This window comes from Neopusillimonas aromaticivorans (assembly GCF_030344915.1).
Taxonomy (GTDB): domain Bacteria; phylum Pseudomonadota; class Gammaproteobacteria; order Burkholderiales; family Burkholderiaceae_B; genus Neopusillimonas; species Neopusillimonas aromaticivorans.
This window is the reverse complement of record NZ_CP128233.1, coordinates 715,471-732,413: the sequence shown is the minus strand read 5'-3', so window position 1 is coordinate 732,413 and position 16,943 is coordinate 715,471. Positions and strand designations below refer to the sequence as shown.

Below are 16,943 nucleotides of genomic sequence, written 5' to 3'. Positions count from 1 at the left end.
GCATGATGGCGGCGTCGGTGGCAGGGCAGGGCGGCCTGAAGGTTGTCCTGCTCGACCATGCCAGTCGCCTGGCTGAAAAAATCCGTATTTCGGGTGGCGGTCGCTGCAATTTCACCAATACCGGCACCACGCCGGCCAATTTCATCTCCCGTAATCCGCATTTCTCCCGTTCGGCGCTGGCAGGCTATACGCCTGACGATTTCCTCAAGCTGTTGCGTCGCTATCGCGTGGCCTGGCACGAGAAGCATCAGGGGCAATTGTTCTGCGATGATTCCAGTGAGTCCATCATTCAGGTGCTGCGTTCCGAATGCGATCAGGCCAGGGTGTCTTGGCGGATGCCTTGCGAGGTCAAGGAAATCGGCCGTGATGCCGATTTGTTCGTTGTTCGAACAAACTCTGGTGTTGTGCGAACAGCGAACCTGGTGATGGCGACAGGCGGCATGGCGATTCCCCAGCTTGGCGCCACCGATTTTTCGCTCAAGGTGGCTCGCCAGTTTGGCCTGAAAGTGGTTGAGCCACGTCCGGCGCTGGTTCCCCTGTTGTTCGATGCCATGCAGTGGAAGCCGTTTTCCGACCTCAGCGGGGTGGCGTTGAAGGTCAAGGTGGGTACCGGAACGCTCGGGCGTAAGGGAACGGGCGCCGAGTTTTTTGAAGACCTTTTGTTTACGCACCGTGGCCTGTCTGGCCCGGCCATTCTGCAGATATCCAGTTATTGGGAACCCGGCCAGCCTATTGAAATTGATCTGGCACCCGGGCAACAGCTCGAGCCTGCCTTGCTGGAATTGCGGCCCGGTAATCGTCAGCAGCTGTCTACGGTATTGGCAGGGCTGTGGCCACGTCGTCTGGCGGAGCAGTGGCTGGCGCACACACCGGTATCCATGGGTGATGCAGTCAGTGTGCGTCTGGCCGATGCCTCCAACAAGCTGTTGCACGATCTGGCCCAACGCGTGCACCATTGGACACTTGCTCCTTCGGGTACGGCTGGTTATAAAAAGGCTGAGGTCATGCGTGGCGGGGTTGATACGCACGATCTGAATCAAAAATCCATGCAGGCCAAGGCGGTGTCCGGCTTGTACTTTGTGGGTGAAGCGGTTGATGTCACCGGTTGGCTCGGGGGTACAACTTCCAGTGGGCCTGGTCTTCCGGTGTCGCCTGTGGTCGGGCGCTGGTTGCAGCCCATCAGGCGGTACCGGCCCGATAAAGCCCTGACGGGCGTATGGCGAAAAGGCGTTATTGTGGCAACGTTGAAGCAAACCGTGTTGTACCAGGCTCACCTCGATGCGGGTGCCCGCATCGTGGATTATGCCGGTTGGGCCATGCCCGTTTCTTACGGCTCCCAGATCGAAGAGCATCATGCCGTGCGGCGTGACTGCGGCCTGTTCGATGTGTCGCACATGCTGGCGGTTGAGATCACGGGTGATGATTGCATTGCCTGTTTGCGCATCTTGCTGGCCAATGATGTGGCGCGTCTGGGGCATGTGGGTCAGGCCATGTACAGTTGTCTGCTGAATCCTGAAGGCGGGGTGATCGATGACCTGATCATTTACAAGTTGTCCGATACCCGATGGCGGGTCGTACTGAATGCGGCAACCGCTCGTACAGACCTTGAGTGGATGCAGCGCGTTGCGCACGAGGGGCATTTCAATGTGCATGTGCACGCCTGCGATGACCTTGCCATTCTGGCATTACAAGGTCCGCAGGCACACATCAAGCTGGCACAGGTCAGGCCGCAGTGGGGGCCAACCATTGCGCAGCTGGCGTCGTTTCATTGCGTAGCGCTACCCGATGACGTGTTCCTGGCCCGTACCGGGTATACCGGTGAAGACGGGTTCGAAATCACCTTGCCGGCTGATCAGGCCACCGTGTTGTGGGTAGACCTGTTGCGGGCCGGTGTGCAGCCCTGCGGCTTGGGGGCACGCGACACCCTGCGGCTTGAAGCCGGGCTGAATCTGTATGGTCTGGATATGGATGAAAGCGTGAACCCGTTCGAATCGGGGTTGGGCTGGACAGTTTCGTTGCATGACCCTGAGCGCGAGTTCATTGGTCGTGACGCGCTTGAGGTTGCGCCGCGTGAGCGTCATCGTGTTGGCCTCAAGCTGCTCGATCGTGGCGTCATGCGTGCCGGAATGCCCGTGCGTACCCCTTTGGGTGAAGGCGAAGTGACCAGTGGCAGCCAGTCGCCGACTCTGGGCTGTTCGGTTGCATTGGCGCGGGTGCCCGGGGCGTTGGCGGATGGGGCATCGGTGCAAGTCTGTATTCGCGGAAAATGGTTGCCGGCCCAGGTCGTCAAACTGCCTTTTGTAGGGCGCAAGCCGCGTTGAACCGCTGCGTGCTGGCGCACACCTGTTGCATAACGGGGATATAACCGTTGCAGGCTGGCGTAAACTACACCGATTATCTTTTATTGAACAAGAGGCTTGAATGAATCTGCCAAACGATCGTAAATACACGGCATCCCACGAATGGGTAAAAGCCGAAGAAGACCTCTTTCTGGTGGGCATTACCGATAATGCACAAGACCAGCTGGGCGACCTGGTGTTCGTCGGTGACTTCAAGGTGGGGGCCCATCTGAAGGCCGGTGATACTGCGGGTGTGGTCGAATCCGTCAAGGCGGCGTCTGATATTTACGCACCGATTGATGGCGAAATTGTGGCATTTAACCAGGCGCTCGAAGCTGAGCCGGAACTCATCAACGCATCGGCCTACGACGCCTGGATCTTTAAAATTCGTCCGGTGAATGCCGACGATGTAGACAACCTGCTTGACGCCGAGGGCTATCGGGCGGCACAGTAATTCCGGCGGTGCAGGTATAAGGCGTCAATCATGAACAATCCGGTCGATCCTGTCAGCAATTTTGCTCAGCGGCACATTGGCCCGACACCCGACGAACAAGCGACGATGCTGTCGGTGCTGGGGGTCGGGAGCCTGGATGACCTGGTCGATCAGGTGGTGCCTGCCGGTATTCGTCATGGCCGGCCCTTAAACCTGCCCGACCCGCTCTCTGAACCACAGGCGCTTGCGAAACTGCGTGCCCTGGCCGGCCAAAACCAGGTCTTTCGCAGCTACATCGGCCAAGGGTATTACGGCACGTTCACGCCCGCCGTCATCCAGCGCAATGTGCTTGAGAATCCGGCGTGGTACACGGCGTACACCCCGTATCAGCCTGAAATCTCCCAGGGGCGGCTGCAGGCTTTGCTGAATTTTCAGACGATGGTGGCCGATCTGTGCGGTATGGATCTGGCCAACGCGTCATTGCTCGACGAGGCCACGGCTGCGGCCGAGGCCATGGGCGTGGCGTGGCGCCAGTCTGATGGTGAAAATCGCCGGTTCTTTGCCTCCCGGCATTGCCATCCGCAAACGTTGGCGGTGTTGGCCACGCATGCCGAGGCACTGGGTATAGAACTTTCCATTGGTGACGAGGCCGACGGTTTGCCTGAATGCTTCGGCGTGTTGTTGCAATACCCCCATTCGCTGGGGGTGTAGTTGATTACACCGATCTGGTCGCCAGGGCTCACCAAAGGGGTGCCTTGGTGGCAGTGGCTGCCGATCTGCTGGCGCTGGTGGTCTTGAAGGCACCAGGTCATTGGGGGCCGATCTGGTGGTGGGTTCCAGTCAACGGTTTGGCATTCCCATGGCGTACGGTGGACCGCATGCCGCGTTCATGGCCTGTCGTGAAGCACTGCGCCGTCATCTGCCTGGGCGGCTGGTGGGGGTTTCAGTCGACAGCCAGGGGCAGCCGGCTTTGCGTCTGGCCCTGCAAACCCGCGAGCAGCATATCCGGCGTGAAAAGGCCACATCCAATATTTGTACGGCGCAAGTTTTGCTGGCTATCATGGCGGGTATGTATGCCCTTTGGCATGGGCCTGAAGGGTTGCGTGTCATTGCCCGTCGCGTTGCGGGGGCAACCGCCGTGGCGCGGGATGCGCTGACCCGCATGGGCTGGCACATTGCCAATGCCACCAGCTTTGATACGCTCCATGTGACCAGTGGTCTGCAAACCAGTGCATTGGTGTCTCGCGCCCTGGCCAGCCAGATCAATTTGCGTCGGGTATCCGCCGATAGCGTTGCCTTTTCGCTCGACGAAACCGTCGGGCTTTCCGACCTGCGTGATCTGCTTTGTGTGTTTGCCGATGTGTGCGGGCGTGCTGACCAGGCGGCCTGCATTGTTGATGATGCGCTGGCCTCTGTCGATCTTTCCTCGCTGTCTGTCGCACCGGCCGATCAGGCCTTGCCCGCTGATTTGTGTCGTGATACGCCCATACTGACACACCCGGTTTTTTCGTCGATACGTTCCGAAACCGACATGCTGCGTTATCTGCGTATGTTGGCCGACAAAGATCTGGCGCTGGATCGCACCATGATTCCCTTGGGCTCATGCACCATGAAGCTCAACGCCACGACTGAAATGCTGCCCGTTACCTGGCCCGAATTCTCTGGGCTGCATCCTTTCGTGCCCAATGAGCAGGCCAAGGGGTATCGTCAACTGATCGATCAGTTATCGGCATGGTTGTGTGAAATCACCGGTTACGATGCCATCAGTTTGCAGCCTAATTCTGGCGCTCAGGGTGAATATGCCGGTTTGCTGGCGATTCGTGCCTGGCATCGCAGCCGGGGCGACCATCAGCGTACTGTTTGCCTTATCCCGTCTTCGGCGCATGGCACCAATCCGGCATCGGCGCACCTGGCAGGTTTCGAGGTGCGCGTGGTCGCAGCCGATGCGCATGGCAACGTTGATCTTGATGACTTGAAAGGCAAAGTGGCCGAGGCGGACGATCGTCTTGCCGCCATCATGATCACCTACCCGTCCACTCACGGGGTTTTCGAAGAACGCGTCGTCGAGTTGTGTGACATTGTTCATCAGGCCGGTGGGCAAGTGTATCTCGATGGGGCCAACATGAACGCCATGGTGGGCATTGCGCGTCCGGGCTGGTTCGGGGCTGATGTGTCGCATCTGAATTTGCACAAGACTTTTTGTATTCCGCATGGCGGTGGCGGGCCCGGGGTGGGGCCGGTGGCTGTGAAAGCACACCTGGCGCCGTGGTTGCCGGGGGAGGCCGGGGCCAGGGGGCCGGGGGTGGCCAATGCCCCCGTCAGTGCCGCCCCGTATGGTTCAGCCGGCATCTTGCCCGTTTCCTGGGTGTATATCGCCCTGATGGGTGCGCAGGGCCTGCGTGATGCGACTTGTGTGGCTATTCTGGGTGCCAACTACATTGCTGCCCGGTTGCGTGATCATTATCCGGTCTTGTACACGGGCAGGGGCGGGTGGGTAGCGCACGAATGTATTATTGACCTGCGGCCATTCAAGGAAACGGCAGGCATACACGTCGATGACGTGGCCAAACGCCTCATTGACTACGGCTTTCATGCGCCCACCATGAGCTTTCCGGTACCGGGCACGTTAATGATCGAACCGACAGAGTCGGAAGGTCTGGCTGAACTGGACCGTTTTATTGATGCCCTTATCGCCATCCGTGGCGAAATCGCACGCATCGAGTCAGGTGAGTGGGGGCGCGAAAACAATGTCTTGAAAAATGCGCCGCACACGGCGCCTATGCTGTTGTCCGACCAGTGGTCGGCGCCATATAGCCGCGAGTTGGCAGCCTATCCGGTAGCCTCATTGAGGCCGTCGAAATACTGGTCGCCGGTGGCTCGCGTTGATAACGTCTGGGGTGATCGTCACCTGTTTTGTGCGTGCCCGCCCTGGCCGAGCGATACGGCATCGTAGCCCGGGCCATGCTGCACGCAGGGTGCCGCCGATGGCCGGCATGCAGGTGCAGGCGACCGGAGATCAGGGCGTGCCCACGCGCTTGTAGGTCACAAAATCATAGGTGTAGCCGTTTTCCTCGGGTTGCGGTACCCGGGACACCTCTTCCCATTCGTCGCGGGCCAGCGGTGGAAAAAATACATCGCCATCAACGTCAGCGTGTACTTCAGTGGCGATCAGTTCTGCCACAAAGGGCATTGCATCGGTAAAGATCTGCGCCCCGCCAATAATGCACACTGCGGGTTCGTCCTGACAGGCGCTCAGGGCGTCGCGCAACGAAGTAAAGACTTCAGCACCGGTGGCGGCATAGTTCGGATCGCGGCTAATGACAATGTTGCGTCGGCCAGGCAAGGGTCGACCCAATGATTCCCAGGTCTTGCGCCCCATAACGATGGGTTGGCCCAGCGTATTGCGTTTGAAGTGCTGCAGGTCTGCGGGCAAATGCCAGGGCAGAGTGTTGTCCCTGCCAATAACCCGGTTGCGTGAATAGGCCACCACGCACTTGATATGTGGTTTCTTCGTCGAGCGCGGTTGCCGGGCGTCAAAATCGGTGGCGAGGGTGTCAGGCATGGATGTGTTCATTCAGAGCGTCTGCTGTCTCGGCCACCGCGTCAGACGGCGACGGGTGCCTTGATGTGCGGGTGACACTGATAGTCAAGAATTTCAAAATCGTCGTATTCGTAGTCAAACAGGCTTTCGGGCCGCCGACGGATGTTCAGGCGCGGATACGGAAACGGCGTGCGCGACAGCTGTTCGTCAACTTGCGTGAAATGGTTGCTGTACAGATGGCAGTCACCGCCTGTCCAGATGAAGTCACCTACGTCGAGATCGCATTGCTGGGCCACCATGTGGGTCAGTAGTGCATAGCTGGCAATGTTGAAGGGTACGCCCAGGAAAATATCGGCACTTCGCTGGTACAGCTGACACGACAGCTTGCCGTCTGCCACGTAAAACTGGAAGAAGGCGTGGCATGGGGGTAACGCCATATTCGGGATATCGCTGACATTCCAGGCCGAGACAATCAGGCGGCGCGAATCAGGGTTGGCCTTGATTTGTTCAACCACTTGCGCGATCTGGTCAATGTGCCCGCCGTCGGGCTTGGGCCATGAGCGCCACTGTACGCCATAGACAGGCCCCAGGTCGCCGTTGGCATCCGCCCACTCGTTCCAGATACTGACGCCACGATCTTGCAGCCATTTGACGTTGCTGTCACCCCGCAGAAACCACAGCAGCTCTGTGAAAATACTTTTGGTGTGCAGCTTCTTGGTGGTCACCAGCGGAAAACCTTCGGCCAGATCGAAGCGCATTTGGTAGCCGAAAACCGACCGCGTACCGGTGCCGGTGCGGTCTTCTTTCTGGACGCCATGGGTATACACATGGCGCATAAACTCTTCATACTGGTTCATGGCGCAGGCTTTAAATCAAAAAGGTTGCCGGGCAGTCGGTCAGTCAGGGCAAGAAGACGTCAATTAGTATTGACGACGGTTACCGAGTGCGTGATTTCAGCAGTTTTGGCCAGCATGGCCGAGGCTGAACAGTATTTCTCGTGGGACAACTTTACTGCGCGCTCTACGGCGGCCTCGGGAAGGTTGCTGCCCGTAACGGTGAAGGCAAAATTGATTCGTGTGAAGACTTTCGGGTCGGTATCCGCACGCTCTGCATTCAGTTTGACCTGGCAGCCCGTCACGGCGTGGCGACCACGCTTCAGAATCAGCACGACATCGTAGGCGGCACAGCCGCCGGCGCCCGTGAGCATCATTTCCATGGGACGAGGGGCCAGATTGTTGCCGCCGCCTTCGGGCGCGCCGTCCATGGCTGTCACGTGTCCGCTACCTGTGCGGGCAACAAAAAGCATGCCTTCGGGGCCGCCCCAGTCAATTGTGCATTCCATCGTACAAATCCGTGTGAAACCAAAAGGGACAATGTTAATCCATATCAGCCTGTCATTAATATGTCGTCCAGTCGGCTTTTTGTCCCAGGCCCTGCCTGTATGAATGGCAGTGTCGGTACATTTATGTGTCGTGGCACACCATTTTCCCAGGCCTTTGCGTATCTTTTCGTAGAATAGGGTTTCAGAAGGCCCATCGTGGCCCGGTATTCATTCAGGAGCCCGATTATGAAGGCGGTCAGTTCATTACAACGTCAATTTTCACCGATCGATCAGGTGCTGGTCGAGGCCGGGCGCGCCCTTGAAGTGCTGAGTGGTGCGGTGCATGCGTCACGTCCGAATCCGGCCGGTCGGCCTTCCGCTGCCGATAAGGCGCTGTCCGAGTCCGAGCAGCGTCACTCTGCCGGCCTCATGCGAGTTAATCATGTAGGTGAGGTGTGTGCGCAGGCGTTGTACCGGGGGCAGGCGTTGTTTTGTCGCGACACCCAGGTGCGCGGCCTGTTGCACGAAGCCGCGCATGAAGAGGTCGATCATTTGGCCTGGTGTGCTGATCGGCTAAAAGAGCTGCATAGCCGCCCCAGTTACCTTAACCCGTTGTGGTACGCCGGCTCATTTGCGTTGGGTGTGGCCGCCAGCCGTGCCAGTGTGGCAAAAACCTGGGTTTCATGGCTGAAACCGAGTCTCAGGTGGAAGAACACCTTGATAGCCACCTGGCACGTTTGCCGGACAATGATGTCCGTTCGCGCAAGATAGTTGAGCAAATGCGCGCTGATGAGATCAGTCATCGCACTACGGCTGAACGGCATGGAGCGACACCATTGCCTGCTCCGGTCAAAGGGCTTATGACGATCATGGCCAAGCTAATGACCACGACGGCTTATCGTATTTAGTGGTGTTGTAACAAAGGTAAAAGAAAGAGGGTGGTCTTGACCTAGGGTTTGCCCTAGGTTACACTGCAGTTGTTGGTTAGGCAGTTTTATATCGGTAGTCGAAAAATTCGGTTATTCGATGTTGTCTTTTAGGTGCACTGCAAAAAATATCTTGCAATGCAGCATAAAGCGAAATAAAATTGCTTATCGGATGTCGAAACGCAGGGCAATACAGGTTAACCCTAAAATTTTCTGCGTGGTCTCAGGCACTGCCTTTGTAGCCCGACATGCCCAGGTTGTCTCCTCCACCCTCCTCCTTTGGTGGATTTAGCCCGAGATCTCAAGATCTCGGGCTTTTTTTTATTTGGTGTTCCATTTTTAAAAACAGTAACAACTCTGGTAGCAACTTATTGCAGCCGGATGACACTATAGTTTTGCAGGCACTGCATAATAGGCGTTTATCAGTATTGCGTTATAGGTAATCTGTGAATTTTCCTCAAACTTGGGACACGCTCACCTGGTTGTATATCTGTATTGTGGCCTTCATGGTAGGAGGGCTTATTGTTGCGTCAGAGCGCTGGCATGGCAAACTTACCGGTGATACCGACCTGAACAAACCGCAGGCTTCTCATACACGTGCTACACCCCGCGTGGGTGGGTTGGCCGTGCTGGCGGGCAGTCTGGCCGGGTTGCTGGTGCTGGGTCCAAGCAACATGACCCTGACCTGGCTCTGGCCCGTGCTGTTCATTGCAGCGATGCCTGTTTTCGTGGCGGGTCTGCTTGAAGACATTACCAAAGACATTGGCGCCAGCAAGCGATTACTGGCTGCTTTTCTATCGGCTGCCATTGCCTGGTGGCTGATTGGTGGTGTGTCGCGCGTGGGGTTCAGCAGCATTGACTGGTTGTTGTCTTACTGGCCGGTTTCCCTGTTGTTTACCATGGTGGCCGTTGGTGGCTGCACGCACGCGCTGAACATTGTTGACGGCATGAACGGCCTGGCGGGTATGGTCGCCACCTTGATGGCGGTATCCATTGCCCTGGTTGCCTTGCAGGTACAAGATATCCCCATCTTCCTTATTGCTGCGGCGCTGGCATCGGCGACCCTGGGTTTTCTGGTCTGGAATTTTCCGTTTGGACGCGTTTTTCTGGGTGATGGCGGGGCCTATTTTCTGGGGTTCATGCTGGCCGAGCTGGCGGTTCAGCTGGTTGTTCGTAACCCCGGGGTGTCGCCGTTTTACGCGTTGGCGGTGTTGTTTTACCCGGTTTTTGAAACCCTGTTCTCCATCTGGCGCCGCAGGTTCAAGCGCGGTACGCCCATTGATCAGCCTGATGCGCTGCATCTGCATCAGTTGGTATTCCGTCGCCTGGTGCGTGCCACGTTCAATCGTAATGGCCGGCATGCCTTGCCGGCTCTGTGCAATGCCATGACCTCACCCTATTTGTGGGTGTTGACCCTTATCGGTCTGGTGCCCGCCACGATATGGTGGGACAACACCCTTATCTTGTGCGTCAGCTTGCTGGTGTTTGCGCTGGTGTACATCTGGATATATTCACGACTGGTGTCGTGGCGCCGTCCGTCGTGGCTGGTTTTGCCCGCCATTGGCCGTCACAATAAATAATTCTTCGCTTTCTTTTTGTTCATGCACGTGGTGCACAGGAGATCCATTTTGCAACTTCAAGACGTCAAACTTGCGGTCGTCGGGCTGGGCTACGTCGGTTTGCCCCTCGCGGTCGAATTCGGCAAGAAACGCGCTGTTCTGGGCTTTGACATCAATGCGCGCCGCATCGCTGAGCTCAAGGCAGGTACCGACCATACCCTCGAGGTTGAAGAGGCCGAACTGGCGCAGGCAACCGGGTTGACGTTTACCCACGAGGCGGCACAGTTGGCCCAGGCCAATGTCTTCATCGTCACCGTTCCGACGCCCATCGATGATTACAAGCAGCCCGATCTCACGCCGCTGATTCGTGCCAGTGAAACCATCGGCAAGGTGCTCAAGCGCGGTGATATCGTCATTTACGAATCAACGGTGTATCCCGGCGCTACAGAAGAAGACTGCGTGCCGGTACTCGAACGTGTGTCCGGTCTTAAATTCAATCATGATTTTTACGCCGGCTACAGCCCTGAACGCATCAATCCGGGCGACAAACAGCATCGGGTTTCAACCATCAAGAAAGTCACCTCGGGTTCAACCCCGGTCGTTGCCGACCTTGTCGATGCCTTGTATGGTCAGATCATTACGGCCGGTACGCATAAGGCACCGTCCATTCGTGTGGCCGAGGCTGCCAAGGTCATTGAAAACACACAGCGCGACGTCAATATTGCGTTGATCAATGAATTGGCGCTTATTTTCAACAAAATGGGCATTGATACCCAGGCGGTCCTTGAGGCGGCCGGCACCAAATGGAATTTTCTGCCCTTCAGGCCGGGTCTGGTGGGCGGGCATTGTATCGGTGTTGACCCGTACTATCTCACGCACAAGGCGCAAGCCATCGGGTATCACCCTGAAATCATTCTGGCGGGTCGTCGTTTGAATGACTCGATGGGTGGCTACGTTGTGTCTCAACTCGTCAAGGCCATGACCAAAAAACGCATCCAGGTTCAAGGGTCGCGTGTGCTGGTCATGGGGCTGACATTCAAGGAAAACTGCCCCGATTTGCGCAACACCCGCGTGGTTGATATCGTCAAAGAGCTGGGCGAATACAACATCGAAGTCGATGTCTATGACCCTTGGGTTTCTGCTGATGAGGCCGTTCATGAATACGGCATTACACCCGTCCCGGCGCTGGTTGAAGGTCACTATGACGGCATCATTCTCGCGGTGGCGCATCATCAGTTCGTTGCCATGGGGGCACCTGCCATTCGTGCCCTGGGCAAGGCCGAGCACGTGTTATACGACCTGAAATACGTTCTGTCGGCCGCTGAGGCCGACCTGCGCCTGTAAGGGGGCCGCATGACAACAGCCTATCAGAAGGCCCTCGATACCTTGCAGGCCCAGCCGCGTCGCTGGCTGGTTACCGGTTGTGCCGGTTTCATCGGATCCAACCTCACCGAGACCCTGCTGGGCCTGGGGCAGACGGTTATCGGGCTCGACAATTTTGCGACCGGTCATCAGTACAACCTTGATGAGGTTCGTGACACTGTGGGGGCCGAGGCATGGGCCCGTTTTACGTTTATTGAGGGCGATATCCGTACGCTTGAAACGTGCCGTCAGGCCGTTCAAGGTGTTGATTACGTCTTGCATCAGGCTGCGCTGGGTTCGGTACCGCGCTCGTTGAACGACCCGATTACCACCAATGAAGTCAACGTGTCCGGCTTTCTGAACATGCTGGTGGCAGCCCGCGATGCAGGGGTTAAATCGTTTGTTTATGCTGCGTCCAGTTCGACCTATGGCGACCACGAGGCACTGCCCAAGGTCGAAGATCGCATTGGTCGCCCATTGTCGCCCTATGCCGTCACTAAATACGTCAACGAACTTTACGCCGATGTCTTTGCGCGTTCTTATGGTTTTGAAAGCGTCGGGTTGCGCTACTTCAATGTGTTCGGCAAACGGCAAGACCCCAATGGGGCTTATGCGGCAGTGATTCCACGTTGGGTGGCGGCCATGATCCGTAACGACGATGTCACGATCAATGGTGATGGTGAAACCAGCCGCGACTTTTGTTTTATTGAAAACGTGGTCCAGGCCAACATCCTGTCGGCATTGGCGGCTCAGGCCGGGCGCAATCAGGTGTACAACGTGGCGGTTAATGCCCGTACCAGCCTGAACCAGCTGTTTGGTTATTTGTCGACGGCCCTGGGCGAAAACGGTGTTCATTACGCCAAGGCGCCGGTATACGGTAACTTCCGTGCCGGTGATGTACGCCACTCGCAGGCCGATATCAGCAAGGCGGGGTCGTTGCTGGGGTATGCGCCGCAGTACGATATTCTGCAGGGGTTGAAAAAGGCCATGCCCTGGTACGTTCGTTTCCTGGGTTGATTTGAAGTCGTTTTCCCGCCAGCTCGCCCGGTTAAGTTCAGACCACCAGCGCATCGCCAAAGGCGCCGCGCGGGTGGCGCTGTTTCTTTTGCTGGGCAAATTTGCCGGGGCCTTCAAGGAAATGGCCGTGGCCTGGCGTTACGGTGTTTCCGATGTCGTTGACGCCTACCAGTTCACTTTTACGCTGGCAAGCTGGTTGCCGGTGACGCTGGTGGGTGTGTTGTCAGTGGTGCTTATTCCGGTGCTGGTGCGCAGTCGCAAAGACGATGCACACCAGCGGTACCGGTTTCTGGCCGAATTGCAGGCCTGGGGTATTGCGGCCGGTGTAGTGTTAGCTGTTGCAATTTACATCGCCTGGCCCTGGGTGCTTCATGTCGCTGGGCAGGGGCTTGATGCCCAGACACAAGCCTTCAGCCAACAGCTGACCTGGGCCTTTGCTCCGGCCGCCCTGTTAACGTTGCTCAGTGGCATCAGTGCAGCGCGGTTACGTGCTCATGAACGGCATCTGAATACGCTGCTCGATAGTGTTCCGGCTGTTGTGATTTTGATCTGGGTACTGCTGGCCACCACGATAGACCCGGTGGGTCCCTTGCTTTGGGGGACTCTGGTGGGTTATTTCGTTCAGTCAGTGGTGCTGCTCTGGCTGGCGGGTCGTGCCGACGGCACGATCGCCCGACCCCGGTTGGGTATGTCGTCAGCGCATTGGCCTGAACTGGTCAAGGCGGCGGGCGTGATGCTGATTGGTCAGGTCGCCATGAGCTTTGTCGGGCCACTGGATCAATACACGGCGGCGACGCTGGGTGACAACACCAACTCGACGCTGGGGTACGCCACACGATTGCTCGCGTTGTTGTTGGGGGTAGGGGCGGCCTCTGTGGGTCGGGCGGCCTTGCCGGTACTGGCCGATATTCACAGCCGGGGTGATGCTGCCTATGGTCGCATCGTGGCGCTCAAATGGTCTTTTTTATGGGTATGGCTGGCGCTGTTGTAACGATTGTCGGTTGGTGGTTGGCCCCTTACGGTGTGGGTTTGCTGTTTGAGCGCGGCGCTTTTACTGCAGCCGATACGGTGCGGGTTGCCGAAGTCGTGCGCTGGGGCCTGTTGCAGTTGCCGTTTTATTTTGGCGTATTGATTCTGGTCCAGTTGCTGGCCAGCCAGAATCGTTATCGCCTGATGGCGGCAATAGCCGTCGCCAATTTTGCGGTCAAGGCGCTCATGAACACGCTGCTGGCCCCGCACTTCGGGGCGCAGGGCATCATGCTGGCAACGACGTTCATGTATGCGTCGTCTTTTTTGTGTTACGCCGTTGCAGCGTGGCGGCCCATGCCGTCCGCAGGCCGGGTTTAGAACGTTTTAACTGGATTGGGTTGTGTCGAAAACAAAGCGTGTTCCGCATTTGATGATCGTCATCCACTCGCTTGGCGGCGGCGGGGCCGAGCGGGTCACTGTCGATTTGAGCGCGTATTGGCGTGCCTGTGGCTATCAGGTCACGGTGGTCACACAAACTGACGGGTCTTCCGATGCCTACGCCTTGCCGCCTGGGGTTGAACGTGTGGTTTTGGGTACGGCCGGGGCAAGCGGCAGCACGCTGCACGCGCTTGCGGCCAATGTCCAGCGCATCTGGAAATTACGTCGTGTCATGCGGCGTACCCGCCCCACGCTGGTGCTGGGCATGATGACAACGGCATCGGTGCTGGCCATTGCCGCTGCCCGCGGGTTGTCCTGCCCGGTCATCGCTACCGAGCATACGCATCCACCGTCCCAGACCTTGTCGTCATTCTGGCTTCGCATGCGGCGATGGGCTTATCCGCAGGCGGCACGGGTCGTGGCACTGACATCCGGGACAGCCCAATGGCTCAGCCAGAATCTGCCGGGTATTCGCGTCAGCGTCATTCCCAATGCCGTACGCTGGCCCCTTGAGGCGGGCGAGCCTTGTATTGAGCCGCCGGTGCGCCACGGTCGCAAACGGTTGCTCGCGGTGGGTCGTCTGCATCCGCATAAGGGGTTTGATTTACTGCTCGAGGCGTTTGCCTCAATCTCGACCTGGTTGCCCGACTGGGATCTGGTGATTCTGGGCGAGGGGCCCGAGCGTGAGGCCTTGCAAGCGCAAATTGACGTGACCGGTCTGACCGATCGGGTGATGATGCCGGGCCGGGTGGGTAACGTCGCCGACTGGTATGCCCAGTCTGATCTTTATGTGCTTAGTTCGCGCGTGGAAGGCTTGTCGAATACGCTTCTTGAAGCCATGGCCAGCGGGTTGCCGGTGGTTGCTTTTGATTGCGAGACCGGTCCGCGCGAAATCATACGTCACGATATTGACGGGGTGCTGGTTACCCCGGCGGAAGATGTCGAAGCCCTTGCCGCTCACTTGTCCGATCTGATGGCGCGGCCGGCCCGGCGCGAAAGCCTGGCGCGTCGTGCCACTGATGTGCGTGATCGTTTTTCGGTGGCACGCGTCATGGCGTTGTGGCGTCATTTGTTTGAAGAGGCGTTGGCCGGGCAGCGCAAGCGCTCAAACTGAAGGGGTTATCATGTGTGGAATTGTCGGGGCCTGGGGCCCCATGGAAAATCGTCAGGACGTTCTGGCCATCAGCCGCAAGGCCTTAAGGCATCGTGGCCCGGACAGCGAAGGTTTCTGGGAAGACGCCGAAGCGGGCGTCGGGTTGGCGCATGTGCGTCTGGCCATTGTTGATCTCTCCGAAGCTGGCCATCAACCGATGGTTTCGGCGTGTGGTCGCTATGTCGTGGCGCTCAATGGCGAAGTCTACAACCACCTTGATTTGCGCGAGTTGTTGCAGGTTCAGGGCCACGCGCCCGACTGGCGTGGGCACTCTGATACTGAAACGCTGCTGGCCGTCATTTCAGCATGGGGCCTGGAAGCGGCGTTGCAATCACTGGTGGGCATGTATGCGTTTGCCTTGTGGGATCGCGAAGCGGGCACCTTGTCGCTGGCGCGTGACCGCATGGGTGAAAAACCCCTGTATTGGGGGCATGTCGGTAATGCCCTTGCGTTTGCCTCTGAACTCAAGGCGCTGCGCTCGATGCCGGGCTTTGATGCCGGCCTCGACCGTGATGCCCTGACGTTGATGATGCGTCACAATTACATCCCTGCGCCATACAGTGTCTATGCGGGTATCCGCAAACTGATGCCGGGCCATTTTGTGACGATTTCGGCGGCTGATCTGAAACAACGGGCATTGCCATCGACGGTGGCCTATTGGTCTGCATGGCAGACGGCGCATAAAAGTTTTGAGCAACCTCTTGCATTTACGCGCGATGCCGAGGCTATTGATGCGCTTGAACAGGTGCTCATGACGGCAGTGCGTGCGCAGATGATGGCCGATGTACCGTTGGGGGCGTTTTTGTCCGGCGGGGTTGACTCGTCACTGGTGGTTGCCCTGATGCAGAATCTCAGTGCCAACGCCGTCAATACCTATGCCATCGGCTTCGAAGAGGCCGCCTGGGACGAAGCTGGCTATGCCCGCGAGGTCGCCGCTCATCTGGGTACGCGTCATACCGAACTTTATGTATCGGCTCAAGATGCCCTTGATGTAGTGCCGGATTTGCCTGATATTTACGATGAACCGTTTGCCGATTCATCACAGATTCCCACAATTCTGCTGATGAAAATGGCCAGTGAGCATGTCACGGTTGCGCTGTCCGGTGATGGCGGCGATGAATTGTTTGGTGGTTATGCGCGTTACCAGCGCGCCTTGCGCTGGTGGGAAAAGCGCGGGCGTGTACCGTCACTGATGCGTGGGCCGTTAGGGGCCGTGGTTCAGGGGCTTGGCCGTGTGATGCCTTTTGGCGGTGTCGGGCAGTCGGGCAAGTTCAACCGGCTGATGCAGGCGACCGGGTCAGGGCCGTTTTACCGGCAATTCGTATCGTACTGGGAAGATCCTGCAGCCCTGGTTCTGGGCGGGCGTCTTCAGGAAACAGTCTTTGATCAGCCTTGCGCCTTGCCCATGGCCGAGCACATGATGCTGCTGGATACATTGACTTATTTGCCAGACGATATTCTGGTGAAGGTTGATCGCGCGGCCATGGCGGCCAGCCTGGAGACCCGCATCCCGTTGCTGGATCACCGCGTGTATGCGTTCGCCCGTCGTCTGGCACCCCATTACAAAATCAGGGATGGTCAGGGCAAATGGTTGATGCGCCAGTTGCTGTATCGGCATGTTCCCCAGGCACTGATTGATCGACCCAAGAAGGGGTTTGGCGTACCCTTGGGGCAATGGTTGCGTGGGCCGCTCAAAGAATGGGCCAGCGCCTTGCTTGATTCGGCAAGCCTGACGCGACATGGTGTTTTCAATCCTGATCTGGTCCAGGCCAAATGGCAGGGCCATCTGGCGGGGCGACATGACTGGAGTGCGCACTTGTGGGGTGTATTGATGACACAGGCATGGCTGGATGCCCGTCAGGGTACAACAGAGGCACCATGAAAA

Annotated in this window: 10 protein-coding genes and 4 pseudogenes; 11 read left to right on the top strand and 3 right to left on the bottom strand. The window is 57.8% G+C overall.

Annotated features, from left to right (window positions below; translation table 11 throughout):
- Nucleotides 1-2: 2 nt before the first annotated feature.
- The 4 genes and pseudogenes from N7E01_RS03870 to gcvP all read left to right on the top strand — a co-directional run bounded on the left by N7E01_RS03870 (nucleotide 3) and on the right by gcvP (nucleotide 5,725).
- Nucleotides 3-1,201, top strand: a pseudogene (locus N7E01_RS03870) (BaiN/RdsA family NAD(P)/FAD-dependent oxidoreductase).
- Nucleotides 1,146-2,321, top strand: coding sequence for a glycine cleavage system aminomethyltransferase GcvT (gcvT, locus tag N7E01_RS03865; protein WP_289174680.1), 1,176 nt, complete (start codon nucleotides 1,146-1,148; stop codon nucleotides 2,319-2,321). Before N7E01_RS03870 ends, gcvT begins: the two are co-directional and overlap by 56 nt.
- Before the next feature lie 100 nt (nucleotides 2,322-2,421).
- On the top strand, nucleotides 2,422-2,793 hold the full coding sequence (gcvH, locus tag N7E01_RS03860) for a glycine cleavage system protein GcvH (RefSeq protein ID WP_289174679.1): 372 nt from the start codon (nucleotides 2,422-2,424) through the stop codon (nucleotides 2,791-2,793).
- Between the two features lie 30 nt (nucleotides 2,794-2,823).
- Nucleotides 2,824-5,725, top strand: a pseudogene (gcvP, locus tag N7E01_RS03855) (aminomethyl-transferring glycine dehydrogenase).
- A 63-nt stretch (nucleotides 5,726-5,788) separates the two neighbouring features.
- Here the strand turns inward: gcvP and N7E01_RS03850 are convergent.
- From N7E01_RS03850 to N7E01_RS03840, 3 genes are read right to left on the bottom strand one after another with little or no spacing between them, the layout of a single operon-like run.
- The gene (locus tag N7E01_RS03850) at nucleotides 5,789-6,334 is read right to left on the bottom strand and encodes a dihydrofolate reductase (protein WP_289174678.1); all 546 of its coding nucleotides are present in this window, start codon (nucleotides 6,332-6,334) and stop codon (nucleotides 5,789-5,791) included.
- Nucleotides 6,335-6,375: 41 nt separating this feature from the next.
- Nucleotides 6,376-7,170 carry a thymidylate synthase gene (locus N7E01_RS03845; RefSeq protein ID WP_289174677.1) on the bottom strand — a complete coding sequence of 265 codons (795 nt, stop codon included), beginning with the start codon at nucleotides 7,168-7,170 and terminating at the stop codon, nucleotides 6,376-6,378.
- A gap of 59 nt (nucleotides 7,171-7,229) precedes the next feature.
- Nucleotides 7,230-7,655, bottom strand: coding sequence for an OsmC family protein (locus N7E01_RS03840; RefSeq protein WP_289174676.1), 426 nt, complete (start codon nucleotides 7,653-7,655; stop codon nucleotides 7,230-7,232).
- Between the two features lie 225 nt (nucleotides 7,656-7,880).
- Here N7E01_RS03840 and coq7 point away from each other — a divergent pair.
- The 7 genes and pseudogenes from coq7 (at nucleotide 7,881) to asnB (ending at nucleotide 16,940) form a co-directional block, all read left to right on the top strand.
- Nucleotides 7,881-8,542, top strand: a pseudogene (coq7, locus tag N7E01_RS03835) (2-polyprenyl-3-methyl-6-methoxy-1,4-benzoquinone monooxygenase).
- 524 nt (nucleotides 8,543-9,066) lie between these two features.
- Complete coding sequence (locus N7E01_RS03830; RefSeq protein ID WP_289175730.1) at nucleotides 9,067-10,140, top strand: MraY family glycosyltransferase; 1,074 nt, start codon at nucleotides 9,067-9,069, stop codon at nucleotides 10,138-10,140.
- A gap of 48 nt (nucleotides 10,141-10,188) precedes the next feature.
- Nucleotides 10,189-11,463: a Vi polysaccharide biosynthesis UDP-N-acetylglucosamine C-6 dehydrogenase TviB gene (gene tviB, locus N7E01_RS03825; protein ID WP_289174675.1), complete on the top strand. Its 1,275-nt coding sequence runs from the start codon at nucleotides 10,189-10,191 to the stop codon at nucleotides 11,461-11,463.
- A 9-nt stretch (nucleotides 11,464-11,472) separates the two neighbouring features.
- Nucleotides 11,473-12,498, top strand: a complete 1,026-nt coding sequence (locus tag N7E01_RS03820; protein WP_289174674.1) for an SDR family oxidoreductase — start codon at nucleotides 11,473-11,475, stop codon at nucleotides 12,496-12,498.
- A 1-nt stretch (nucleotide 12,499) separates the two neighbouring features.
- Nucleotides 12,500-13,845 (top strand): annotated as a pseudogene (murJ, locus tag N7E01_RS03815) (murein biosynthesis integral membrane protein MurJ).
- Nucleotides 13,846-13,897: 52 nt separating this feature from the next.
- Nucleotides 13,898-15,019 (top strand): glycosyltransferase family 4 protein, encoded by a 1,122-nt coding sequence (locus N7E01_RS03810; protein ID WP_289175729.1) that lies wholly within the window; start codon nucleotides 13,898-13,900, stop codon nucleotides 15,017-15,019.
- 10 nt (nucleotides 15,020-15,029) lie between these two features.
- On the top strand, nucleotides 15,030-16,940 hold the full coding sequence (asnB, locus tag N7E01_RS03805; protein ID WP_289174673.1) for an asparagine synthase (glutamine-hydrolyzing): 1,911 nt from the start codon (nucleotides 15,030-15,032) through the stop codon (nucleotides 16,938-16,940).
- Nucleotides 16,941-16,943: the final 3 nt, after the last annotated feature.

What these genes read in the sequence shown, in the direction of transcription:
- gcvH (WP_289174679.1), top strand. Translation starts at nt 2,422, where the DNA reads ATGAATCTGCCAAACGATCGTAAATACACGGCATCCCACGAATGGGTA.
- N7E01_RS03850 (WP_289174678.1), bottom strand. Translation starts at nt 6,334, where the DNA reads ATGCCTGACACCCTCGCCACCGATTTTGACGCCCGGCAACCGCGCTCG.
- N7E01_RS03845 (WP_289174677.1), bottom strand. Translation starts at nt 7,170, where the DNA reads ATGAACCAGTATGAAGAGTTTATGCGCCATGTGTATACCCATGGCGTC.
- N7E01_RS03840 (WP_289174676.1), bottom strand. Translation starts at nt 7,655, where the DNA reads ATGGAATGCACAATTGACTGGGGCGGCCCCGAAGGCATGCTTTTTGTT.
- N7E01_RS03830 (WP_289175730.1), top strand. Translation starts at nt 9,067, where the DNA reads ATGGTAGGAGGGCTTATTGTTGCGTCAGAGCGCTGGCATGGCAAACTT.
- N7E01_RS03820 (WP_289174674.1), top strand. Translation starts at nt 11,473, where the DNA reads ATGACAACAGCCTATCAGAAGGCCCTCGATACCTTGCAGGCCCAGCCG.
- N7E01_RS03810 (WP_289175729.1), top strand. Translation starts at nt 13,898, where the DNA reads ATGATCGTCATCCACTCGCTTGGCGGCGGCGGGGCCGAGCGGGTCACT.
- asnB (WP_289174673.1), top strand. Translation starts at nt 15,030, where the DNA reads ATGTGTGGAATTGTCGGGGCCTGGGGCCCCATGGAAAATCGTCAGGAC.